We start from the raw sequence: 23,061 nt of genomic DNA, 5'->3' as shown, positions 1-23,061 counted from the left end.
GGGTTGTCCTTCAGGCTTTCCGGGGTTCGGGGGTGGTTGTTTTGGAGGCGAAGGCGAGTTGGCCCTTGGCCCGGAGTGCCTCGATGGCGTCGGCGGGTGAGGGTTTGCCGTAGACGGCTGATCCGGCCACGAAGACGTTGGCGCCGGCCTCGGCGGCGCGGGTGATGGTTTCCTCGGTGATGCCGCCATCAACTTGGATGGCGACGTTCACCCCGGAGCCCTCGACCGCGGCGCGGGCGCGGCGGATCTTGGGGAGCATGACGTCCAGGAATGCCTGGCCGCCGAAACCAGGTTCTACGGTCATGATCAGCAGCATGTCCAGTTCGGGGAGCATGTCCAGGTACGGTTCGACCGGGGTGGCCGGGCGCAGTGCCATGCCTGCCTTGGCTCCTCGTGCGCGTAGCTCACGGGCGAGTTTGATGGGGGCATCGGACGCCTCGACGTGGAACGTGACCGAGTGCAGGCCGGCGTCGGCGAACTGGGGCGCCCAACGGTCGACATTGGAAATCATCAAGTGGGCATCCAGCGGAACGGGACTGACTTTTTGCAGCCGCTCCACGACGGGCAGCCCGATCGTGAGGTTCGGCACGAAGTGGTTGTCCATGACATCCACGTGAACGGCATCGGCGTTGCCGATGCGGGCAAGCTCGGCTTCGAGGTTGACGAAGTCAGCCGAGAGGATGCTGGGGTTGATACAGCAATTCCGGGGTGAACTGGACATGGTGTCTGCCTTTCGGTAGCGGTCAGAGCTTGCAGATGAGGGCATGGAGACTCCGAAGAGTCTCCATGCCTCGGGGCGGGGCGGCGGGCGCAGCAGCGCCTGAACGACACCCGCCGGTCAGTCGGCCTTCCGGGCGGCGGCGAGGGCGCCTTCGACGTCGGCCAGGAGTTCCTTCCAGCTGGCCACGAACTTCTCCAGGCCCTCGGACTCCAGCTGGGCGACGACGTCGTTGTAGGAAATACCCAGGCCCTCCAGTGCGTTCAGGACGCTGTTTGCTTCCTCGTAGGTGCCCGTGATGGTGTCCCCGGTGACCACGCCGTGATCGAAGGTCGCATCGAGGGTCTTTTCCGGCATGGTGTTCACGACGTCGGCGGCGACCAGCCCGGTCACGTACAGGGTGTCGGGGTAGGCCGGGTCCTTCACACCCGTGGAGGCCCACAGCGGACGCTGCGGGAGCGCACCGGCTTCGGCCAGGACGGCCCAGCGTTCGGTGGAGAACAGCTCTTCGTAGACCTGGTACGCGAGCCGGGCGTTGGCCACGCCTGCCTTGCCCTTGAGGGCCTTGGCTTCCTCGGTGCCCAGGGCGTCCAGGCGCTTGTCGATCTCGGAATCCACGCGGGAGACGAAGAAGGACGCCACGGAGTGGATCCGGGAGAGATCGTACCCGTTTTCCTTCGCCAGCTTCAGGCCGGACTGGAAAGCGTTGATGACGGCCCGGTAGCGTTCCAGGGAGAAGATCAGGGTCACGTTGACGCTGATGCCCTCGGCCAGGACCGCGGTGATGGCCTGGAGGCCTTCCAGGGTTGCCGGGATCTTGATCAGGACATTGTCCTTCTCGACCTTCTTGTAAAGCTCCTTGGCCTCGGCGATGGTGCCTTCGGTGTCCCACGCCAGGCGGGGATCCACCTCGATGGAGACCCGGCCGTCCACGCCCTTGGTCGCGGCGGCGACCGGGGCGAACAGATCGCAGGCATCGGCAACATCGGTGGTGGTGATCTCGAAGATCGTCTCCTCGACGCCGGCGCCCTTCGCGGCGAGCCCGGCGATCACGGCGTCGTAGTCGCTGCCGGAAGTGATCGCGGCCTGGAAAATCGACGGGTTGGTGGTCACACCGACAACGTTCTTCTCGTCGATGAGCTTCTGCAGGCTACCGCTGGAAAGACGTTCCCGTGAAAGGTCATCCAACCAGATGGACACGCCGGCGGCGGAAAGCTGTGCGGTGGGTGTTGCATCGGTCATGGCTTCTGTTTCTTCCTTCGAAATTGATGGCAGCTTGCGATGGCGCCGCGGAATGCCTTTCGGGCACTCCGCGGCGCCGGACGCCGTGCAGTGGGGGGGTGTTAGTTGCCTGCCGCGGCGAGGGAGTCCTTCGCGGCGGCAGCGACTGCTTCTGCCGTGATGCCGAACTCCTGGAACAGGCGCTGGTAGTCCGCCGAGGCACCGAAGTGCTCCAGGCTGACGGAACGGCCGGCGTCACCGACGAATTCCTTCCAGCCCAGGGCAAGGCCTGCCTCGACCGAGACACGGGCCTTCACAGCGGCCGGGAGCACCGACTCACGGTACGCGGCGTCCTGCTTGTTGAACCACTCCACACACGGCATGGAGACAACACGGGCAGCGATACCCTCGCCCTGAAGCGCTTCGCGGGCCTTCACAGCGAGCTGGACCTCCGAACCCGTGGCGATCAGCAGCACCTGCGCCGGGACCGTGGCACCATCCCTGGATGCCTCGGCCAGGACGTACCCGCCCTTCGCGACCCCGGCCGGGGAGCCGAACGTGTCACCGTTCGCGGCTCCTTCGCCGCGGGCATAGGTGGGGATGTTCTGACGGGTCAACACGATACCGGCCGGGTTCTCGTGGTTCTCCAACATGGTCTTCCACGCTACACCCACCTCGTTCGCGTCACCGGGACGGACCACGTCCAGGCCCGGAATAGCGCGCAGGGTAGCGAGCTGTTCCACCGGCTGGTGGGTCGGGCCGTCCTCGCCCAGACCGATCGAATCATGGGACCACACATAGATCGACGGGACACCCATCAGGGCACCGAGACGGATCGCCGGCTTCTGGTAATCGGAGAAGATCAGGAACGTACCCGAGAACGCCCGCGTCCGGCCATGCAGGGAGATGCCGTTCACGATCGAGGCCGCAGCATGCTCGCGGATACCGAAGTGCAGCACCCGCCCGTACGGGTTGCCCTTCCACGCTCCCGTGGAACGGGAAGCCGGAATGAACGACGGCGAACCCTCGATCGTGGTGTTGTTGGACTCGGCAAGGTCCGCCGAACCGCCCCACAGCTCCGGAAGAACCGGACCGATCGCGTTCAGGACCTTCCCGGACGCGGCCCGGGTCGAGACATCCTTGCCCGCTTCGAACACCGGCAGCGCGGCATCGAGCCCGACCGGAAGCTTCTTAGCCTCGATCCGCTCCAGCAACGCAGCACCCTCGGGGTTCGCGGTCTGCCACGCACTGAAAGCCTCATCCCACTGCCCACGAACAGCCGCGCCGCGCTCAACAACCTTACGGGCGTGTGCCAGGACGTCCTGGTCAACCTCGAAGGACCTGGCCGGGTCAAAGCCCAGAACCTCCTTCAGGGCCGCGACTTCCTCGGCACCCAGGGCCGAACCGTGGATCTTGCCCGTGTTCTGCTTCTTCGGCGCCGGGTAACCGATAATGGTCCGCAGCGAAATGATCGAGGGCTTGGAAGTCTCCGCCTTCGCGGCCAGCAAAGCCGAGTACAGCTCCTGGACATCCTCGACGTATTCGCCGGTCCGGGTCCAGTCCACCCGCTGCGTGTGCCAGCCATACGCCTCGTAACGCTTGAGCACGTCCTCGGTGAACGCGATGTCGGTGTCGTCCTCGATGGAGATGTGGTTCTCGTCGTAAACCACCACAAGATTGCCCAGCTCCTGGTGCCCGGCCAGGGAAGAAGCCTCCGAAGTCACGCCTTCCTGGAGGTCGCCGTCGGAAGCAATGACCCAGATCGTGTGGTCGAACGGGCTCTCACCGGCAGGAGCATCGGCATCGAACAAACCCCGCATCCGGCGCTGGGAATACGCAAAGCCCACCGAGGACGCCAGACCCTGACCCAACGGACCCGTAGTGATCTCCACACCCGCGGTGTGCTTGTATTCCGGGTGCCCCGGAGTCAACGAACCCCACGTACGCAACGCCTTAAGATCATCCAGCTCCAGACCATAACCGGAAAGAAACAACTGAATATACAAAGTCAACGACGAGTGCCCCGGAGACAGAATGAACCGGTCACGACCCAGCCAAGCAGGATCACGCGGGTCATGACGCATCAACTTCTGGAAAAGAAGATACGCAGCCGGCGCCAAGCTCATCGCCGTGCCCGGATGACCATTACCGACCTTCTCCACCGCATCAGCAGCCAAAACCCGGGCGGTATCCACCGCAAGCCGGTCCTCGGACGTCCAGTCAAGGGTCCCTGCCTCAGGATCTAACAAGCCACGCACCGCATTTGCTGTCGGATTCACGATTAATCCCTTTCGATTGGCTCACCGGCCCGTAACGGCCGAACGGATGCTTCTATTGATACCCATAATCCCGAATCAAACGGGTAGGCGAAACACTGATTTCTGACGGTTATTACTACACTTTTGGACCGGCGGGACGCTTTCGCCCCGAGGCTGTCTGCGTGGATTTGCTTTTGGCAGCGGCACCATAAGACTCGCCAATACATGGGGGCTTCCAGCTGCTGAAATCCCGTATTTCAACGCCAATAATGGACATTCGATCAAACTAGCGTTGTCGGTTCGGCAGGCCGGTTGTGCCGGTTGGTCCAACGTGCTCACCCGCAGGTACCCGATCCATTGTTCAGTGGCGGATCTAGGCCGCAATGGAGCTCCTTGCCGAAACGCCACGTCCGCCGGAAGTAAAGAAACTCTCCGGCAGCAGCGGTGACTGGTGTGTCCGCACCGGAGATTACCGGATCATCGATGAGATCCGGGACGCCCAACTGATCGTCCTGGTGCTCGCCATGGGACCTCGGCGGGACATCTAGAAGCGCTAGACGCGGGGGACCCCCGGCGATCCATTCCGACACTTCGACTGATTCGGGTCGGCGGAGTCGGGGAGGACGTCCAGGATCTCCCCGTACCCCGGCAAGCCTCCCGAGTCTTCAAGCGGGCCGCGGCGGGCGCCGGCGATCGGCCGCGGGGGAGGATCGGTTTCGGTGAGGCGTACGCCGCGCACTTGAGGGGCACGCTACCGTGCGCACTCCGCCGAGGCTACCTGGCGTGAGGCCGCGTTGAAGTGGCTAAATTAGCCCTTCTGGCCCGCGAATTCCAGTCACATGCAAACAACCCTCATCTTTCGGTGAATAACAACACAAAAGTTTGACGAAAAGGTAAACCTAAGTAAGGCTTGCCTTTGTCTCCTTGTGGAGCGAACCCAGTGTCTCAACCCTGAAAGTAGGAAGCCGACGTGACGTCGCCCAGTGTCGAAGCCAGTGTCGAAGACCGGACTGAACCGGACAAGGATTTCGGCTCCAGCGTGGAGCTGGCCCTTGCGGCCACCAACCAGCTTTTCAATGCCCGAAATTCGCCGAGGTACGTCGCCCAGGTGCTGCAGGGGGTCAACGCGGTCGCCACCAAGGTGCAGCGGACTGCCCGGCCGTTCACCGGCGTCGGGCATGCCGAGATGGCGGCCCGGGTGGCCGCCGTCGACCTTGAACAACCGCTGCCGGACACTGCCGCCGCCTTGGAGGAGCTCGACGAGCTCTACCTCCAAGACGCCGTCTATTTCCACGACGCCCGCTATGCCGCGCATTTGAACTGTCCGGTGGTGATCCCGGCGCTGCTTGGCGAAGCCGTGCTATCGGCAGTGAACTCCTCCATGGACACGTGGGACCAAAGCGTTGGCGCCACGATGATCGAGCGCCGCCTGATCGACTGGACCGCGGAACGGCTTGGCTTCGGCAAGGACGCCGACGGTGTGTTCACCTCGGGCGGCAGCCAGTCCAATGTCCAGGCCCTCCTGATCGCCCGCAACCATGCAGTGGCCAAGCTGCGGGCCGAAATCGGCGAGTCGCGGTTGCCGGTGCTCCTCGAGCGCCTGCGGATCTTTACTTCCCTGGACAGTCATTTCAGCATCCGGAAGGCGGCGTCGATGCTGGGCCTGGGCTTCGATGCCGTCATCGCCGTGCCGACCAGTGCGGATCATCGCATGGATCCTTGCGCCTTGGCGGCCGCCTTGGCGGAAGCGCACGACGCCGGGCTGGTGCCTATGGCTGTCGTGGCCACCGCCGGGACTACGGACTTCGGGGCTGTGGACCCGCTCGCGGAACTCGCCGCTTTGGCTCATGCCTACGATTCCTGGCTGCACATCGATGCTGCATACGGCGGGGGCTTGCTCGTCTCCAACCGTTACCGGCACCTCCTCGAGGGCACTCGCTTGGCCGACTCCGTGACGGTGGATTACCACAAGACCTTTTTCCAGCCGGTGAGCTCCAGCGCCGTGCTACTCCGCGTTGGAGCCATGATGCGGCACGTCACCTATTACGCCGACTACTTGAATCCGGAGAGCGCCGCCTTGGCTGAAATCCCCAATCAGGTGGACAAGAGCATCCAGACCACGCGTCGCTTCGACGCCCTGAAGCTTTGGCTGACTCTGCGCATCATGGGTGCTGACGCCATCGGCGCGCTCTTCGACGAAGCGATCGACCTGGCAGAACGCGTCGGATTCCTGCTGGCTAACGATCCGGACTTCGAGCTTGCTGCGAAACCGTGTTTGAGCACCCTTGTTTTCCGCTACCGCCCCGTCGCCGGGGGAAGCGCCCTCGCCGAGGGCGCCAGCGACGTCCTCAACCCCGCCATTCGAGCCGCGATCTTCGACTCCGGAGAGGCCGTCGTCGCCGGAACCACGGTGGCTGGCCGCCACTATTTGAAGTTCACCCTGCTCAATGCCGAGGCGACCCTCGGTGATATTCGGGAAATCGTCGAGCTCATCCGGCGGACAGGCGCAGGCCTGCTCGCGGATCAGGCGGCCGAGCAGGCGCGGGCCGCGGCATGAGCGCCCCCGAAAGCGGACCCGAAAGCCACCCCGAACTCAGCGGCAAGATCTACGACGTCGCCGGCATCGGCGTCGGGCCCTTCAATCTGGGCCTTGCCGCGCTCAGTGCGCCGCTGGACGGGCTCGAGTGCGTATTCCTCGAGCGCAGGGAATCCTTCGACTGGCACCCGGGCATGATGCTGGAGCCCGCGCACCTGCAGGTCCCGTTCCTGGCCGACCTTGTGACAATGGCGGATCCCACGTCAAAGTACTCGTTCTTGAACTTCCTCAAACAGACCGGGCGACTGTACCGCTTCTACATCCGGGAGAACTTCTACCCGCTGCGGGCCGAGTTCAACCAGTACTGCCAGTGGGTGGCCGGGCAGCTGCCCTCGCTACGTTTTGGCACGGATGTGCTAAATGCGGCGTACGACGACGGCGTGTACCACCTTTCGCTCCAAGGACCCGCCGGCGCCGAGGTGCTTCGCGCCAGGCGGCTGGTCCTCGGCACGGGGACCTCGCCGAACATTCCCCAGGCGTGTGCCGGCATCGTTGACGGCGGCGGACTTGTCCTCCACAACGCCGACTACCTGTCGAGGAAGAGTCAACTCCAGTCCAAGCGCAGCATCACCATCGTTGGCAGCGGCCAGAGCGCGGCCGAAATCTACTTTGAGCTCCTCCAGGAGATCGACGTCCACGGTTACCAGCTGAACTGGGTCACCCGCTCGGGCAGGTTCTTCCCCCTGGAGTACACCAAGCTCACCCTCGAGATGACCTCGCCGGAGTATGTGGACTACTTCCATTCCCTGCCCGGCGAGCAGCGCGATTCGCTCATCAGCAGCCAGAAGAACCTGTACAAGGGCATCAACTCCGAGCTGATCGACGCCATTTACGATCTCCTCTACGCGAAGAGCCTTTCCGGAATGGTGGACACCCGGCTTCACACGCACTCAAGCCTGGTAGCCGCGGAATGGAACCCTGCCGCGGGTATGCACACGCTGCAGCTACACCATGGAGAGCAGGGGCGCGACTACTCCTTGGAGTCCGAGGCGGTAGTCCTTGCCACGGGATACTCCTACAAGGAGCCGGTGTTCCTCTCGGGAATCCAGGACCGCATCCGGCGCGACCCCAGGGGCCGCTTCGACGTCGCACGGAACTACGGCATCGGCGTCGAGCCCGGCGAAATTTTCGTCCAGAACGCGGAGCTTCACACCCACGGCTTCGTCACTCCCGACCTGGGCATGGCCGCGTACCGCAACTCCCGCATCCTGCGCGAAATTACCGGCCGCGAAGTTTATCCCGTGGAACGCAGCATCGCGTTCCAGCAGTTTGGAGCACCCGTTCCGGCGTCGGCACCTGCCAGAGTTCCCGCGGAGGCCAGCGCGTGACGTTTACTTTCCGTCCCGTCGATCCGGCCGCCGATGCAGTTCTCCTCCACAGCTGGGTGAGCGCGGCGCGTGCGCGCTTCTGGGGCATGGTGTCGGCAACAGTCCAGGACGTTGTGGAGGAGTACACGCGCATCGCCGGCAGCGGTCACCACCAAGCGTTCCTAGGCCTCGACGGCGGCGTCCCCGCGTTCCTGATGGAAAGGTACCGGCCCGAGGAGTCGCCTTTGGCCAGCGTCTACAACGTGCAGCCGGGCGACACCGGAATGCACCTCCTGGTGGCCGCGCCCGCCGGCCCTTCGATTCCCGGGTACACCACCTGCGTGATGCAATCCGTCATGGCGCACCTCTTCGAAGATCCCGGGACGGCACGCGTCGTGGTGGAACCGGATTCCCGAAACCACAAGATCCACCTCCTCAACCAACGCGTGGGCTTCCGCGCCAGCGGTCTGGTGACGCTTCCCGCCGTCGAGCAGGCACCGGGCTGCACCGAAACCCACCAGCCCGAAACAGGCCAGCCCGAAACCAGCCAGCCCGAAACCCGCAAGGAAGCGCTGCTGAGCTTTTGCACGCGCGCCGATTTCCTCGCGACCCTGACACCCATCCTCGCTGCCAATGCAGCGGAAACCGTAGGAGAACAGCGATGACCAGCATTCTTGACGAGACAATGCCCGCCGATCAGTCCACTGCCCACCTGAACCCGGAACGTTGGGCCATCGCCAATCGACATCTGGTCCGCAAAGCGCTCGCTGAGTTTTCGCACGAACGCATCCTGACCCCGGAGCTCCTGGAACCGGAGCTGATCCGTGAAGACGGCGTCGGCCTCTATAGCCTAGCCAGCGACGACGGCACCGTTGAGTACCGCTTTCGTGCGCGGATCCTGGAGCTCGATCATTGGTCGATTGTCGCGGAATCCATGGTGCGGATCGAGCTCGGAGCCGCGGAAGGCGCCCCCGGGCTGCCCCTGGATGCGTTGGCCTTCATCACGGAATTCCGTGACACCCTTGGCATCCGGGAGGAGATGCTGCCCGTCTACCTTGAGGAAATCAGCAGCACGCTGGCGAGCCACGCCTACAAACAGGGTGCCAGCCGCAGCTCAATGGACCTTGTTGCAGGGGTTTCCGGCGGCTCGGACCCCGCAGCCGACTTCCAAGCGATTGAACAGAGCATGAGCGAGGGGCATCCGTGCTTCGTTGCCAACAACGGCAGGCTCGGCTTCGGCATCTCGGACTACCACTCGTTCGCCCCGGAAACCGGCGCCGCCGTGCAACTCCAATGGATCGGGGTCCACCGGAGCAAAGCCGTGTTCACCTCAAGGGCGGGCTTGGATTACCGGACCCACTTCGAAACCGAGCTCGGTGCCGCCACGCTGGCCGGCTTTGACGCGGAGTTGCTGGCCAGGGGCGTGGAGCCGGAGGACTACTTCCTCATGCCGGTGCATCCCTGGCAGTGGGACAACAAGCTCAGCGTGACGTTCGCAGCAGAAATCGCCCAGCGCCACATCGTCCACCTGGGGACGGGGGAGGACGTTTACCAAGCGCAGCAATCCATCCGGACGTTCTTCAACACCACCGCGCCGGAGAAGTCGTACGTCAAGACCGCGATGTCGGTGCTGAACATGGGCTTCATGCGGGGTCTCTCGCCGGAATACATGAGAGCCACTCCGGCGATCAACGATTGGCTCCAGCAACTCATCGCCGATGACCAGGAGCTCCAGGACCGGGGCCTGGCCATCATCCGTGAGGCCGCAGCCATCGGGTACCACAACCCTTACTACGAGGCTGCTTCAGCGAAGGGTTCCCCGTACCGGAAGATGCTGTCGGCCCTGTGGAGGGAGAGTCCGCTTCCCTTGCTCAAGGAGGGTCAGCAGTTGGCGACCATGGCTTCCCTGCTGCACGTCGATGCCGACGGTGTGTCGATGGTCTCCGCCTTGATCCGGCGCTCGGGACTGGCGCCGGCCGAGTGGCTGCGCAGCTATTTCGAGGCCTATCTCGTGCCCGTGGTCCATTTCCTCTATGGATACGAACTCGCGCTCATGCCGCACGGCGAGAACGTCATCCTGGTGCTGGAAGACGGCGTACCGGTCCGGGCGATCATGAAGGACATCGGCGAGGAAATCGTGGTGATGGGGGAGCGGCTCCACCTTCCAGAGGAGGTCTCGCGCATCAAAGCCGAGATTCCTGCCGAAGAAATGGTACTGGCCGTCTTCACCGACGTTTTCGACTGCATCTTCCGTTTCCTCGCCGCGCTCCTTGTGGAGGACGGGACAATCAGCGAGGACGAATTTTGGGCGACGGCCGCCGCCGTCGTGCGTGAATACCAAGCGCGCCATCCGGAGCTGGCGGAGCAGTTCGCCATGCACGATCTCTTCGCGCCCGACTTCGAGCTTTCCTGCCTGAACCGCCTGCAGCTGCGCAACAACCAACACATGCTGGACCTCGCGGATCCGTCCGGTGGCCTCCAGATAGCAGGGCGGCTCGCCAACCCGAAGTTCGTGTAGGCCACTTCGGCCCAGACTCGGAGTCAACGGGACTAGTCTGGGCGCATGACAACTCGAGCCAATGAACTCACTGCCTTGGTCACCGGCGCTACTGCAGGGCTTGGGGCGGAATTCGCCCGCCAACTCGCCGAATCCGGCCACCACCTCGTCCTCGTCGCCCGCGACGAAGCGCGGCTGCGGGCAACCGCCGAGGTGCTTGAACGGGACTTCAGTATCTCGGCGGAGGTTCTGCCAGCCGACCTGACCTCCGACGTCGGGGTCGCGGCTGTGGCGGACCGCTTGCGGGACGCTTCGCGGCCGGTGGACGTGCTGGTCAACAACGCCGGAATCGGGCTGCTGAAGTCCTTCGAACAGAACGATGTGGAAGACGAAAAGCGGCACCTGCGCCTGCACGTCCAGACGCCCATGGAGCTGTGCCATGCGGCCTTGGGGGGCATGCTGGCGCGCCGGACCGGCCGGATTGTCAACGTCGCCAGTGTTGCGGCCTTCGCGAACCGGGGCAGCTATTCGGCCGCGAAGGCCTGGCAAGTGAGCTTCAGCCGTTGGGCGAACACGGCCTATGCCGGCAACGGTGTGAAAGTCACGGCCGTGTGCCCGGGTTTCACGCACACCGAATTCCATGACCGCATGGGCATGGACAAGTCGGTCGCTCCGCGCTTCTTGTGGCTGCAGGCCGAGCGCGTTGTCCGGGAAGGGTTGGAAGACAACGCAAAGGGTAAAGGCGTTTCCATCCCCACCAAGCGGTACAAGGCGATCACAGCCTTTATGCGTTTCCTGCCGGCGAAGCTTACCTCCGGTCCACCCCGCCTCCCCGCAAAGTAAGCTAGCTCCGCGAGGCAAACCGCGGAGCCTGGACCAGCACTACCACCGCAATCCCGATCACGGCTCCCACGAAAGTCTCCACTCCGCGTTCCAGGACCAGCACGCCCGGATCTGTGGGGACCGTCAGTTGGGTCATGAGCAAGATGACCGGGGTGAAGAACACCATGGCCCAACCGTAGTGCCGGGCCATGAACAGCTCCGTGGGAAACTGGAAAGCGATCACCAGCAGGGCGAGGATGATCGTCGTTTGTCCGGGGAAGTAATGCAGCGGCGATAGCGGGCCGGGGAAGAGTACGACGGCGACAATCGCCAAGCCAAGGAACGTCCCTACGATGCGGTGGATGCCGCGGTGTAGCCGGCTTGGCATATCGGCTCCGGCCAGTGGAACAGCGGCCGACGCCATGGCCCAGTGGGGGTGTCCGCTGCCGGTGAGCACTCCGCAGGCTCCGGCCGCGCCGACGGCGAGCACGTACCGGGCCGCGTGTATCCCGGCGGCCTGGCGGAGCTTCACGCTGAATGCCGGAATGTCCCGGATGGCGCCTCGTTCCCATATCCGGTGCCGGAACCAACCGGCAAAACCGACCACCATCGAGAATGTTGCTGATGCTGCGCAGATCAAGACGGCGGCAAAGAACGGGATATGCGCTGGAACGGAGGCGCATGCTCCTAGCGCCAGGATCCCGAAGAACGGACCGTTCGGCTTGAGCCGTACTTTGTCCGAGAACAATGAACCCGCGCCTGCCAAGATCGATTCGACCGCGACGAGGCCCCATGAATGAATATGGGAGACGGACAAGAAAGTGCCCACGGACACCGCGGCCAAGAGCACCGCGGCGGCCTGGGCCTGGTGCTTGAGCCGCAATTGGTGCGACTCGGCACGGCCGTACATGCCTGTCAGGGCGCCGAAGACTGCGTAGATGATGAGGTCCGGCCGCCCGAGCGCGAGAAGTACCAATGCTGGCACCGCGACGCTCAGTGCGACCCGGACTGCGGCGAGGTGATCGTTGCTTGCCGGTGGGACCGCATGAAGGGCGCGGGCATGGGCCATGATTGATCGCATCGGACACCACCAATCATTTCAGCCGATCACTCGGAAGCTATCAACACCCCACGATCCGTGCCATTAGCTGGGTCACAACGTTGCTTTGTGTTGCGGGACCCAACTAGCTCGCAGTTGTTGTCGTTATGAGGCCTCAAAACGACGACAATTGCGAGCCAGTTGGGCTGAGCGGGCGCAAAGGGAAACAGTGGCAGGATCTAAGGGTGACTGTTTCGTTCGCCTGCCACACCCACATCCAACGTGAACCCGCGGAGCTATTTGACCTAGCCCGCAACGTTGACGCGCACCTTGGTTCCATGGCCAGGTCCCGGGAACGCACAGTGGCCGGCGTCGTGTCCGGACTGCTCTCGGAAGGCGACGAGGTCACCTGGCAGGCTTGGCATTTCGCCCTGCCCTTGCGGATGAGCAGCCGGATCACCCAATTTCACTTCCCCGATTCCTTCACGGACGAGCAAGTGCGTGGTCCCTTCCGGTTCTTTCGGCACCTTCATGAGTTCATTCCCGACGACGGCGGCACGCTCATGATCGATCGTGTCGAGTTCGCGGCGCCTTTCGGAGTGGTGGGCCGGCTTGCGGAGAAAGCTGTTCTGGGAAGATACCTCCGGAACCTCATTGAACAGCGCAATCGATACCTCGCTGGCAGCGGTGCGGCCGCATGATCAGGGCAGCGCGCGCGGACGAGCTGGAACGGCTGCGCGGAATCGAACTCGCCGCGGGCGAAATCTTCCGCTCATTAGGAATGGATGCCATCGCTGAGGACGAGCCATTGACCGTCACTGAGCTGGCACTCTTCCAGACGCGCGGCGGCGCCTTGGTCTTCACCGATGCCTCGGATGTTCCCGTGGCCTATCTCCTGCTTGAGCGGCTGGATGGTAATGCGCACGTGGAGCAATTGAGTGTCCACCCTTCGCATGCGCGTCGAGGTCTCGGGAGTGAGCTGCTTGATAACGCCGAAAAGTGGGCGCAGGCGGAGGGGCTGGAGTGGCTGACCCTGACCACGTTCCGCGACGTGCCGTGGAACGCACCGTACTATCGCAGGCTGGGTTTCGAGGAGCTGGAGCCGGACATGCTCGACGACGGACTGCGCGGCATCCTCGAGTGCGAGACCTTGGTAGGCCTGAGCCGCTGGCCGAGGATCGCCATGCGCCGGCGGGTTGAGCCGCATTCGGCCGGCGCCGCGTCTGTCAGTCTGTATTGACAGACGCATGCTGTCAGTTCAAACTGACAGCATGAACGGTGATGAGCTGACTTCCCCCATCCCGGCGACGGACCCGGCAACCGGCCTCCGCGCCGTCGGAGCCCTGCATCGCCTGGCCGAAAGAGTGGAGGCTACCAACGTGGCCCTCGCCCGGCAGCAGGGCTGGTCCTGGGAGCAAATCGGCGATGCCCTAGGCGTCTCCCGGCAGTCGGTCCACGCCAAATACGGAAAGTGAGTCTCCCATGTTTGAACGATTTGCCGCTGAGGCCAGGACCGCTGTCCATGCCGGTGCCGAGGAAGCCAAGCGCCGCGGTGACCGGAGAATCGGTACGGATCATTTGCTACTGGGATTGCTCCATGACCCGGGAAGCTGCCGGGTCCTGGCCGTGGACCTTGAACCTGCCCGCGCTCAGCTCGATGCCCTCGACCAGGAGGCCTTGGAAGCCGTCGGCATCACGCTGGGGGACTTCGGGCCACTGAATGCGCCGAAGGGAAGCAGCAGGACCACCTTCACGTCGGCCGCCCGCTCAGTCATCCAGGACGCCCTGATTCTGACGACCAAGGAGAAGGCCCGCAGGATCACCACCCGGCATCTCCTGCTCGCCCTGCTGGAACGGCAGCAACCCGATCCGGCAGCCGTCCTGCTCAATAAGCTGGGCGTGGATACGGCGGCACTGAAGGCCCGGCTCCAGAACCCGGGTCCCGGCACTGAGTGAGACGGCCGAACGAACCTGATTACCTGCTTTGACGGCATCATTCCAAGTGCAGACGGGACCCTTGGAAGACATCGGCGGGCTCACAGATCCTCTGAAGATCGCAGCCAACGTGCTTTATCCCTGGCATCTGCCCGTAATTCTTTGGCTGATGGCGCACCACCGGACATTCGGTCAAAACACTCTCTCCTTGCCGGTGAACGGATGCGAAAGTCGCCTATCACGCGCTTGCCGGAAGCGAACCGCGTGTCTGCCCACGAGAGGGTGCACTAGCGGGCCCCGGGGATTCGATGACGATGTAAAATTTGCATTCTGTCTGCAATTTTCTCTTGGGGGTCCCCGCTTGGCTGTCCTGACTGTGCACCGTCGCGCTTTTTTCGCTCCTACTGTCCACTGGCGGAACCCTGTGGTGTACGCGTCGATCGTCCTGGTCTCGGCCCTGCTCTCGCTCGCGCGGCTCCCGGCCCCGGCTATCGGAACCCTGTGGGCAGAGGATGGCGGGATCTTCATCAACGACGTGCTCAAGGACGCCGGCCTCCGAGGCATCTTCGCCCCGTACCAGGGGTACCTCCACGTGGTGCCTCGTGGCGTCGCGTGGCTGGTCGTGAGGCTGCTCCCTGTGGATGCGTGGGCGATCGCCGTGACCGTGGCGGCGTGCTTGATCGTGGGCGGTGTCGCGGCGCTCGTGTTCCACTGCTCGTCCGTGCTGTCCAGGAATGTCTGGGTCCGGCTCGGGTTCGCAGCGGTGCCTGTCCTGGTTGCCGCCAGCCCGGAGGAGGCACTCGGAAACCTCGCGAACCTGCATTGGTACTTCCTGTACTTGGCGCCGTGGCTCCTTCTGAAACGGCCCCGGACATGGGTTGAAGGTGCCGTCCTAACAGTTGCGGCGCTGCTCGTCGGCCTGACGGAGATACAGGCTGCGGTGTTCGTTCCCCTGTTTGCATACCGACTCCGAGACGCGCGGCTTTGGGGTCCGCGGCTAGCCCTCCTCGCCGGTGTCGGGGCGCAGGTTTTCACAACGCTGGCGTACCCGCGCGAAAACCCGGCCGCGCCGCCGGTGAACTGGCTATCGGTCGTATACGGGTGGTTCGTCGACGGTCCGTCCGCCGTAATGTTCGGAACGGCGGGGCAAATATCCCGCGTGGTGGTCCGTTTCGGTTGGGTGCCCGTGGCGCTGGCGGCGGCTCTCTTCCTCGCGGCGTCCGCTGTCATCCTTGTGCGAGGCCGGATACGGGAGAAGGTGGCCGCAGGCGCGTTCCTTGGCGGGTCGCTCGTGATAGCGTGCGCGGCCGTGGCCCTGAACTTCCGCCCGTTCCTCGACTACGCCGCATTCGACGACGCCGGATGGAACGCCTTGCACCTCGGGCGTTACGCTGTCGCGCCGTCCATGTTCCTCCTCGCCCTCTTGCCGCTTCTAGGGGAAGTTCTGGGGGGCTCGGCGCGACCAGCTTTGCTCGGCATTCTGGCCGTGCTGATGGTCGTCTACTTCTTCCCCGTGGCCGTGGGTCGCGAGTTCGGACCAATCTGGACGGACCACCTCGAGCAGGCCCGCGCGGCATGCCGGACTCCTGGCGCCGAACCGGAGCAGATCGTCCCGATAGCCCCTACGGACTGGCCCATCAAGGGTGTCAAGGTGCCCTGTCGCATCCTCGGCTGACCCGTACATGTGTTCCGTGGGCTAACTAACGATGAGTTCAGCCTCGGTGCGTTCAACATTCCAGGGAAGACGCGGGGCGGCTGCCACAGTCCCACTACCGCCGACGGCTCATCAGCCCGCAACTAGTTCTACCTCGTAGCCGTCCGTGTTCACCAGATAGGCGGCGTAGTGGTCAGGACCCCCGGCATGGGGATATTTGCTCTCGAACATCTCGTACCAACCGGAGTCGGCGCCGAGCTGCTGGAGCCGGTCCACGTTTTCCCTGGTGCCTGCATGGAAGGCGAGGTGGTTGAGTCCGGGCTCCGTTCTGCGATGCGTGCTTCCGGTGATCGCCGCGGATTGTTCCACCACGATGTACATGGCCCCGAGTTTCCAGCTGCAACCGTGGGGCCACAGCTGGAACGGCTCGTAGCCGAGTTCCCCGAGCAGCCAGCCCCATTCCTCCGCCGCGCGCTCGAAATGTGGCACCCAAATCTCGACATGGTGCAGCGAACCCACTGGATCTTCAGCCATGCGGAGAGTCTACGTTTGCTTGAAGCCCGCCGGAACGGTCAAATGCCCGGCAACTCCACCACAAACGCCGCGCCACCTTCCGGAGCCGTGCGCACGCTAATGCGTCCACCCAGCCGCTGCACGATCCTCGCCGCAATGGACAGGCCCAGTCCGCTGCCCACGGGCCGCGCACCGCTGTATCTGGCAAAGAGCGCACCACGTTCAAACGCGACGGCGGCGTCCGCCTCCGTGAGTCCAGGGCCGCCGTCGCGCACTTCCACCGTGAGCCCGCTACCGGAAACGTTAGCGGCGAGCACCACGGGGGAGCCCTCGGGAGTCACGCGCAGCGCGTTTTCCAGCAGTCCGTCCACCACTTGGCGCAACCGCTGGCCATCACTGCGGACGCGCAATGCTCCGGACGGCAGTTCGAGCCGCGCCGCGATCCCGTTTTGGACGCACACTGCCTGCCAGGCCTGCCAGCTCTCGCGCAGGATCAAGGATGCGTCCACGGGCTGCAGTTCCACACGGAAATCGTCGGACTCGAGCCGTGCCAATTCCAGGAGATCCCGGACAAATCGGTCCAAACGGTTGGTTTCGGCCACCAGGGTCCGCCCGACCCCGCTCACTTCGGCTCCGCTGACTACGCCATCCGCGAGGGCCTCGGCGTAGCCCCGCAGCGCCGTGAGGGGTGTCCGGATTTCATGCGAAATAGAGAGCAGGAATTCGCGTTGGCGTCCCTCGCTGGTCCGGAGCGCGGCGTCGAGGGCGGCCAAGGCTTGGGAAACCTCCACCACTTCGGCCGGGCCGCCGGGCGCTACCGGCACTGCACGTTCGCCCGCCGCGAGCCGGTGCGCCGACTGTGCCGTACGCACCAACGGCCGGCTCAGCCATTGCGCCAACAGGCCGCCCGCCACGATCGAGAACACGAGGCACACTGCAAGGGCGATCAGCATGCGGCTCAACAGGGGAGCGGCGGCGGCCCGGATCTCGGACACGGGCTGCGCCAGCACCACGCCACCTCCCGCCGCCAAAGGCCGAGCCTCGAGGACCACCGTGTTCTGCGGACCGTCCACCGTTTTGGACACCGCCTTGCCGGCCAGCACATCCGCCACCGTCTTCGCATCCACAAGCCGGGCCCCGCCACCGGTCACGCGGCCATCGGGACCGATCGCAGCGAGCCTCGCGCCATGGGTGAGCAGATCGGCGCGAAGGTCCTGGAGGCTTCCGAGGTTTGACTGTTTGCTGAGGGAATCGGCCTCAACTGCGAGATACTTCTTGGCTTCGTCCACGGCTGTGGCGTTCACCAATTGCGCTGCCAGAAGGCCGGCAAGCACGACGGCGACAGTCGCGACGGCGGCGATCACCGCCGTCGTGCGCCCGGCCAGCGTACCGAACCAGCGCCTCACGCGCTGCCTCCGGAGGGCCCGACTGCCGAGTACCCGACGCCGCGGCTCGTCGCGATGGGGGAGTGCTCGCCGAGTTTGGCGCGGAGCTGCGCGACGTGCACATCCACGGTCCTTCCCGCCGCATAACTGGCCTGTCCCCAGACTGCCGAAAGCAGTTGCTCACGCGAAAAGACCCGGCCGGGCTGGGCCATCAGATAGGCGAGGAGGTCGAACTCGGTGGCGGTCAAGGTGAGTTCCACGGTGCCTGCGCGCGCGGTTCGGTTCAGCGGATCCAACTCCACGCTGCCCAGCACCAGCGGCTTGGGACGCGGCGTGCCTTCGGTCCGGCGCAGCACAGCCTTGACCCGGGCGACGAGTTCGGAGGGCGAAAACGGCTTGGTGAGATAGTCGTCGGCGCCCAGTTCCAAGCCAAGGACGCGGTCCACCTCCTCATCCCGGGCTGTCACGAACAGTACCGGCGTCCAGTCTTCCGCCTGCCGCAGTTGCCTGCAGAGTTCGATCCCGTCCAGGCCCGGCAGTCCGACGTCGAGAATCACCGCGACCGGTTTGAGCCGCCTGATCTGTGCCAGCGCGGAGATCCCATCCCGTTCCACATGGACGCCAAAACCGGCGCGGCCCAGATACAGGCGCTGGATATCGGCGATTGCCTGTTCGTCCTCGGCAATCAACACCAATCCGCGGCTGTCTTCCATGCCTCCATTCAACAGCAAGGACGGATTCCCCGGAGCGCGCTTGGCAGCTGGCGGGGCCGGTTTTACATTCCTCGAACATTGGCCGAACAATCAGTTCACGTGGCCGGACAAGAGTGTTGTGAAGAGCGCTGGTGGATGCGCCGCCGGCCAGGACGAAGGACACTGAACATGAAAAGCAGCACAGAACTCTCCACTACCCCCACCCAGAGGCGCAAAGGCAGCAAGGCCCGCGCCGCCGTCGTCGGCGTTCTTGCGGCCGGCCTCCTGCTGGGCGGAGGCGTGGTCGCCGCAAACGCCGCAACCTCGTCAAACGCACCAAACACGACGGCGGCCGTCGCCACCCAGCCGACCGCCACCGCCGCCGCGGCCAAGACCGCTTTGGCGCGGCATCCGTTGGCGACCGCCCTGCGGTTCTTCGTGAACGGTGACAGCAGCAAGCCCAACTACGGTCAGCGCGCCGCGAAGATCGCGACGTTCATCCTGGACAAGCGTCCGAAGCTGGCCGCGAAGCTTCCGGCGGCCCTTCAAGCTGATCTGAAGGCGCTGAAGGACGCGGCCGACGGAGATCGGCTCGCGAAAGCCAGCCACATCAAGGACACCGCACTGAACGGCGGCTACGGTCCGAAGATCCAAGCGCAGGCAAAGCGGATGCAGGAGCAGAAGGCGAACCGCAAGGCTTGAGCCGCTGGGGGCTTCAGCCCGCGGCCCGGGACTAGGCCGGGACGTGTTCCCGGCCCGGCTCCGCTGCTTCGGGAGTGCCGGGTAGCGGGTCCTCAAACGGCATTTCGTCCAGGTCGATCAGCGGGTTGGTGTCTTGGGTGGCCACCAGCTCGCGAGCTTCGGCCTGGGTGTCCACGCTGGGCATGGAACCCGGGAGCGGGCGCTGCGCGGATTCACGCAGGAAGTAGATGGCGATCGCGCCCACCACGGAGGTGCCCATGAGGTAGTACGCCGGCATCATGTCATCGCCGGAACCTTGGATCAGGGCGGCCACAATGAACGGAGTGGTACCGCCGAAGATCGCCACGGAGAAGTTGTAGGCGATGCCCATTCCGCCGTAACGGCTCGACGTCGGGAACAACGCCGGCAGTGCGGAGGCGAGGTTGGCCACGTAGAAGGTGACAGGGAAGGCGACCAAGGCCAAGCCGGCAAGGGTGGACCAAATGTCCCCGAGGCCGATCAGCAGGAATGCCGGAATGGCGAACACGATGGTGCTGACGGCACCGATCCACAGCACAGGGCGGCGGCCGATTCGGTCAGAGAGCTTACCGGTCAACGGGATGCAAACGGCCATGATCACCAGTACGGGGATGGTCAGCAGCGTGCCGTGAACGGGGTCGTAGCCCTTGGACTCGGTCAGGTAAGTGGGCATGTACGACGTCAGGGCATAGCCCACAGTGTTGGCGGCAGCCGCGAGGATCATGGCGAGGATGATTTGGCGCCAGTAAGCCTTGACGATGCCGATGGGGCCCTTTGCCACTGCGGCATCGCCGGCTGCGGCGTCCGCGGCGATTGCCTCCTGGGCATCCAAAGTGGCCTGGAACTGGGGAGATTCCTCGATCTTGCTACGGAAATAGACGGCAATGACGCCGAGCGGGCCCGCGATGAGGAACGGCAGGCGCCAGCCCCAGTCCTCCATGGCCGGCTGGCCGATGGTGAGCTGCAGGATGGACACAAGGGCCGCGCCGAGGGCAAAGCCGATGTACGAGCCCATATCCAGGAAGCTCGCGAAGAAACCGCGGCGCTTGTCCGGAGCGTATTCGCTCACGAACGTGGTGGCGCCGGCGTATTCGCCACCCGTGGAGAAGCCCTGGACCAGCTTCAGGACGACGAGCAGCACCGCTGCCCAAATGCCGATTTGTGCGTATCCGGGCAGGAGTCCGACGGCGAAAGTACTCGCCGCCATGAGCAGGAGTGTTGTGGCGAGCACCTTTTGGCGGCCCACCTTGTCACCCAGCCAACCGAAGACCACACCGCCGAGCGGTCGCGCCAGGAAAGTCGCGGCGAAGGTTCCGAGCAGGAAAAGGGTCTGCACGGACTTGTCGGCCTCGGGCAGGAAGACTGGACCCATCGTGGTGATGAGGTAGCCGAAAACCCCGACGTCGTACCACTCCATGGTGTTACCGACGATCGTGCCACCGAGGGCTTTTTTCAGCATCGGCTGGTCTACGACGTTGACGTCGGACACCTTGAGTCGACGGCGTGTTGGAAGTTTCAATTTTGAGGCACCGCGTGGTGCGGTTTTGCTCGTTGCAGCGGCGTTCCTAGCGCCTGCTGAGGAGTCGGTGATGCTTCGGTCTGTGGGCATTTGGGTTTCTCCTAGGGAGATCATTTGCTTGCGACATACAGCTGCTCCGCTCTGGGCAGGGTTTCAATTTTACGCGACATTCCCCGAAACTGAGAGTCGGACTCCGAATTCGGGGGCCGATTTGGCCCCTTTTCGACGCACATGCCTGACATTTACATGCCACCTACAGCCCTGGAATCACGGGGATTAGGCGTGTTCCGGAACCGCCCTCCCAAATTGTTTGGGCCGGGACCACGAAACGCACAGTTTGCTGATCATTTTCGGTGGGTTTCCTGTAGTTTTCCGAGCACCACCGTGGCATCGAATTCTTCGGAATGGACCACGTGGGCGGACAGGCCCGCGAGCTCGAACAGCGCCGCCGTCGTCGTCGCCTGCCGGACGCTCGTCTCGATCAGCAGCTGGCCCCCGCAAGCCAGCCATAACGGAGCCTCTTCCGCGATCCGGCGCTGCACGTCCAAGCCGTCCGCGCCGCCGTCGAGCGCTACAAGCGGTTCATGCAGCCGTGCCTCCGGCGGCATCATCCCGATCGAGTCCGTAGGCACATAAGGTGCGTTGGCCATCAGCACGTCCACCCGTCCCCGAAGGGTGCCCGGCAAGGCCGCGAAAAGATCGCCTTCATGCACTTGTCCGCCCACCGGGCCGACGTTGCGGCGGGCACAGCGGACGGCGGCGGGGTCGACGTCGGCGGCGTGCAGTTCGATGCCGCCCACAGCTGCCGCCAAGGCAGTGCCCACAGCACCCGAACCGCAGCACAGATCGACGACGACGGCGCCCGGCCAGGCGCAGCGGGCCGCCTCCTGGACGAGGTGCTCCGTGCGGTGACGAGGGACGAAAACGCCGGCGTCCACGGCAATGTGCCGGCCGGAGAACTCAGCCCAGCCAAGGAGATGTTCAAGGGGTAACCCTGCGACGCGTTGTTCGACCATCCGCTCGAGCTCTTCGGGAGCTTGCGCCGCAGCGATCAGGAGTTTGGCCTCGTCTTCGGCAAACACGCAACCGGCGGAACGGAGCCGGGAGGTCACGACGGAATGGGACGCGTGGAACGAGGGTGCTGACATAAAACCTGTTGGCTTCAAGACGTGGCGCAGGTCGCTGGAACTGCCATCCTAACCGAGCGCGGACGTGGAGGCCATGCTGTTGTTGGGCCCTGGGGGCCGGTTAACGTGGCGGTCCGCCGATTTCGAGATTGACCAAGGCCTTTAGGCGAATTGGAGGGATCGAATGGAGTTCCCGAAGAACATTCTGTCGATGACGGATGTGGCTGATTGCGGGTTGTCGGCGGCACCGAGTGTGAGCATTAGTGGTACGAAGTGGTCGGCCGTGGGGTGGGCGATGTCCGCGGCGGGCGCTTTGCGGCGGTAGTCGGTAAGGGCGTCGACGTCGCCGCGGGTGATGGTAGCGATGGCCCATTCGTCGAAGGCGGCTGTGTAGGGAGCCAGGCTGGGGTCGCGCATGATGGCGAAGCTGTGGGTCATGAATCCCGAGCCGATGACCAGGATGCCTTCACTACGGAGGGAGCGCAGGCGCTGACCGAGTTTGAGGAGTGCTTCGGGGTCGAGGCCGGGCATCGACAGCTGCACCACAGGGACGTCTGCTGCCGGGTACATCGCCATCAGGGGGATGAACGCGCCATGGTCCAGCCCGCGGTCCACGTAATGGTGGATCGGGGTGCCGGCGCCCAGCGTGCCTGCGAGCCGATGCGCGAGGTCTGTCGCGTCGGGGGTGTCGTATTTGAGGGTGTAATACCGTGGGTGGAAGCCGCCGAAGTCGTAGTACAGGGGGGTGCCGGCGGCGCTTCCGGATATGGCGATGGGGGCGTTCTCCCAGTGGGCTGAAACGACCACGATGGCGCGTGGCTTGGGCATGGACCGGCCCCACTGGTAGAGATCGTCCAGCCACTGCGGGTCATCGAGGGTGGGCGGTGCGCCGTGGCTGACGAAAAGCGAGGGCATCGGCCCGTCGGAGGGTTCCCACAGTTTCTGGTCGCGGGCTTGGGGAAGGACGCGGGCGAGCAGCTCGTCATAGGCGCCGGCGGGAACAGTCGGGTTAAAGGGACTCTGAGTCACGGGAAGGGTTTCCTTTCGAGCCGGGGACA

Annotated in this window: 24 protein-coding genes; 13 read left to right on the top strand and 11 right to left on the bottom strand. The window is 64.3% G+C overall.

What is annotated here, in order from left to right; translation table 11 throughout:
• Window positions 1-10: 10 nt before the first annotated feature.
• The 3 genes from rpe to tkt all read right to left on the bottom strand — a co-directional run bounded on the left by rpe (window position 11) and on the right by tkt (window position 4,218).
• Window positions 11-721: a ribulose-phosphate 3-epimerase gene (rpe, locus tag ABD884_RS22085; RefSeq protein ID WP_345033435.1), complete on the bottom strand. Its 711-nt coding sequence runs from the start codon at window positions 719-721 to the stop codon at window positions 11-13.
• A gap of 117 nt (window positions 722-838) precedes the next feature.
• Complete coding sequence (gene tal, locus ABD884_RS22080) at window positions 839-1,960, bottom strand: transaldolase (RefSeq protein WP_345033427.1); 1,122 nt, start codon at window positions 1,958-1,960, stop codon at window positions 839-841.
• 101 nt (window positions 1,961-2,061) lie between these two features.
• Window positions 2,062-4,218, bottom strand: a complete 2,157-nt coding sequence (gene tkt, locus ABD884_RS22075; RefSeq protein WP_425548301.1) for a transketolase — start codon at window positions 4,216-4,218, stop codon at window positions 2,062-2,064.
• A gap of 362 nt (window positions 4,219-4,580) precedes the next feature.
• Between tkt and ABD884_RS22070 the strand changes: the two genes are divergently transcribed.
• A complete protein-coding gene (locus ABD884_RS22070) occupies window positions 4,581-4,745 on the top strand; it encodes a type II toxin-antitoxin system RelE family toxin (RefSeq protein WP_345051975.1) in 165 nt (54 codons plus the stop codon).
• A gap of 5 nt (window positions 4,746-4,750) precedes the next feature.
• Here ABD884_RS22070 and ABD884_RS22065 read toward each other — a convergent pair whose 3' ends face one another.
• Window positions 4,751-4,936 carry an IS1096 element passenger TnpR family protein gene (locus ABD884_RS22065; protein ID WP_345051971.1) on the bottom strand — a complete coding sequence of 62 codons (186 nt, stop codon included), beginning with the start codon at window positions 4,934-4,936 and terminating at the stop codon, window positions 4,751-4,753.
• A gap of 231 nt (window positions 4,937-5,167) precedes the next feature.
• Between ABD884_RS22065 and ABD884_RS22060 the strand changes: the two genes are divergently transcribed.
• From ABD884_RS22060 to ABD884_RS22040, 5 genes are read left to right on the top strand one after another with little or no spacing between them, the layout of a single operon-like run.
• Entirely contained in the window at window positions 5,168-6,754 is a 1,587-nt protein-coding gene (locus tag ABD884_RS22060; RefSeq protein ID WP_345051968.1) for a pyridoxal phosphate-dependent decarboxylase family protein, read from the top strand.
• Window positions 6,751-8,121, top strand: a complete 1,371-nt coding sequence (locus tag ABD884_RS22055; RefSeq protein WP_345051965.1) for a lysine N(6)-hydroxylase/L-ornithine N(5)-oxygenase family protein — start codon at window positions 6,751-6,753, stop codon at window positions 8,119-8,121. Before ABD884_RS22060 ends, ABD884_RS22055 begins: the two co-directional genes overlap by 4 nt.
• Complete coding sequence (locus ABD884_RS22050) at window positions 8,118-8,765, top strand: GNAT family N-acetyltransferase (RefSeq protein ID WP_345051962.1); 648 nt, start codon at window positions 8,118-8,120, stop codon at window positions 8,763-8,765. Before ABD884_RS22055 ends, ABD884_RS22050 begins: the two co-directional genes overlap by 4 nt.
• Complete coding sequence (locus ABD884_RS22045) at window positions 8,762-10,618, top strand: IucA/IucC family protein (RefSeq protein WP_345051956.1); 1,857 nt, start codon at window positions 8,762-8,764, stop codon at window positions 10,616-10,618. Before ABD884_RS22050 ends, ABD884_RS22045 begins: the two co-directional genes overlap by 4 nt.
• A gap of 45 nt (window positions 10,619-10,663) precedes the next feature.
• Window positions 10,664-11,440 carry an SDR family NAD(P)-dependent oxidoreductase gene (locus ABD884_RS22040; RefSeq protein WP_345051953.1) on the top strand — a complete coding sequence of 259 codons (777 nt, stop codon included), beginning with the start codon at window positions 10,664-10,666 and terminating at the stop codon, window positions 11,438-11,440.
• 1 nt (window position 11,441) lies between these two features.
• Here the strand turns inward: ABD884_RS22040 and ABD884_RS22035 are convergent, their stop codons facing one another.
• A complete protein-coding gene (locus tag ABD884_RS22035) occupies window positions 11,442-12,500 on the bottom strand; it encodes an FUSC family protein (protein WP_345051948.1) in 1,059 nt (352 codons plus the stop codon).
• Between the two features lie 203 nt (window positions 12,501-12,703).
• Here ABD884_RS22035 and ABD884_RS22030 point away from each other — a divergent pair, with 203 nt between their 5' ends.
• The 5 genes from ABD884_RS22030 (at window position 12,704) to ABD884_RS22010 (ending at window position 16,068) form a co-directional block, all read left to right on the top strand.
• The gene (locus ABD884_RS22030) at window positions 12,704-13,159 is read left to right on the top strand and encodes an SRPBCC family protein (protein WP_345051945.1); all 456 of its coding nucleotides are present in this window, start codon (window positions 12,704-12,706) and stop codon (window positions 13,157-13,159) included.
• Window positions 13,156-13,698, top strand: coding sequence for a GNAT family N-acetyltransferase (locus tag ABD884_RS22025; protein ID WP_345051942.1), 543 nt, complete (start codon window positions 13,156-13,158; stop codon window positions 13,696-13,698). Before ABD884_RS22030 ends, ABD884_RS22025 begins: the two co-directional genes overlap by 4 nt.
• A 31-nt stretch (window positions 13,699-13,729) precedes the next feature.
• Window positions 13,730-13,933: a helix-turn-helix domain-containing protein gene (locus ABD884_RS22020; protein ID WP_345051938.1), complete on the top strand. Its 204-nt coding sequence runs from the start codon at window positions 13,730-13,732 to the stop codon at window positions 13,931-13,933.
• Window positions 13,934-13,940: 7 nt separating this feature from the next.
• Window positions 13,941-14,414 carry a Clp protease N-terminal domain-containing protein gene (locus ABD884_RS22015; RefSeq protein ID WP_345051932.1) on the top strand — a complete coding sequence of 158 codons (474 nt, stop codon included), beginning with the start codon at window positions 13,941-13,943 and terminating at the stop codon, window positions 14,412-14,414.
• Window positions 14,415-14,817: 403 nt separating this feature from the next.
• Window positions 14,818-16,068, top strand: coding sequence for a hypothetical protein (locus ABD884_RS22010; RefSeq protein ID WP_345051928.1), 1,251 nt, complete (start codon window positions 14,818-14,820; stop codon window positions 16,066-16,068).
• Between the two features lie 111 nt (window positions 16,069-16,179).
• Here the strand turns inward: ABD884_RS22010 and ABD884_RS22005 are convergent, their stop codons facing one another.
• From ABD884_RS22005 to ABD884_RS21995, 3 genes are read right to left on the bottom strand one after another with little or no spacing between them, the layout of a single operon-like run.
• Window positions 16,180-16,581: a VOC family protein gene (locus ABD884_RS22005; RefSeq protein ID WP_345051925.1), complete on the bottom strand. Its 402-nt coding sequence runs from the start codon at window positions 16,579-16,581 to the stop codon at window positions 16,180-16,182.
• A 38-nt stretch (window positions 16,582-16,619) separates the two neighbouring features.
• Entirely contained in the window at window positions 16,620-17,966 is a 1,347-nt protein-coding gene (locus tag ABD884_RS22000) for a sensor histidine kinase (RefSeq protein WP_345051918.1), read from the bottom strand.
• Complete coding sequence (locus ABD884_RS21995) at window positions 17,963-18,658, bottom strand: response regulator transcription factor (RefSeq protein WP_345051915.1); 696 nt, start codon at window positions 18,656-18,658, stop codon at window positions 17,963-17,965. The genes ABD884_RS22000 and ABD884_RS21995 overlap by 4 nt, the downstream gene beginning before the upstream one ends.
• Here ABD884_RS21995 and ABD884_RS21990 point away from each other — a divergent pair.
• Both ABD884_RS21990 and ABD884_RS21985 read left to right on the top strand, forming a co-directional pair.
• On the top strand, window positions 18,657-18,824 hold the full coding sequence (locus ABD884_RS21990; RefSeq protein ID WP_345051910.1) for a hypothetical protein: 168 nt from the start codon (window positions 18,657-18,659) through the stop codon (window positions 18,822-18,824). The two genes, ABD884_RS21995 and ABD884_RS21990, sit on opposite strands and share 2 nt — an antisense overlap.
• A 2-nt stretch (window positions 18,825-18,826) precedes the next feature.
• On the top strand, window positions 18,827-19,339 hold the full coding sequence (locus ABD884_RS21985; protein WP_345051907.1) for a hypothetical protein: 513 nt from the start codon (window positions 18,827-18,829) through the stop codon (window positions 19,337-19,339).
• Window positions 19,340-19,370: 31 nt separating this feature from the next.
• On the opposite strand, the gene ABD884_RS21980 is transcribed toward ABD884_RS21985, so the two are convergent.
• From ABD884_RS21980 to ABD884_RS21970, 3 genes are all read right to left on the bottom strand, one after another.
• The gene (locus ABD884_RS21980; RefSeq protein ID WP_345051902.1) at window positions 19,371-20,966 is read right to left on the bottom strand and encodes an MFS transporter; all 1,596 of its coding nucleotides are present in this window, start codon (window positions 20,964-20,966) and stop codon (window positions 19,371-19,373) included.
• A 254-nt stretch (window positions 20,967-21,220) separates the two neighbouring features.
• Window positions 21,221-22,024: a putative protein N(5)-glutamine methyltransferase gene (locus tag ABD884_RS21975; RefSeq protein ID WP_345051897.1), complete on the bottom strand. Its 804-nt coding sequence runs from the start codon at window positions 22,022-22,024 to the stop codon at window positions 21,221-21,223.
• Between the two features lie 141 nt (window positions 22,025-22,165).
• Complete coding sequence (locus ABD884_RS21970; RefSeq protein ID WP_345051894.1) at window positions 22,166-23,032, bottom strand: DODA-type extradiol aromatic ring-opening family dioxygenase; 867 nt, start codon at window positions 23,030-23,032, stop codon at window positions 22,166-22,168.
• Between the last annotated feature and the right edge of the window lie 29 nt (window positions 23,033-23,061).

The sequence above is a fragment of the Arthrobacter methylotrophus genome, from assembly GCF_039539965.1.
GTDB classification, from domain to species: Bacteria; Actinomycetota; Actinomycetes; order Actinomycetales; family Micrococcaceae; genus Arthrobacter; species Arthrobacter methylotrophus.
Note: the sequence above shows the minus strand (reverse complement) of the source record. Positions and strands in the feature narration are given on the sequence as shown.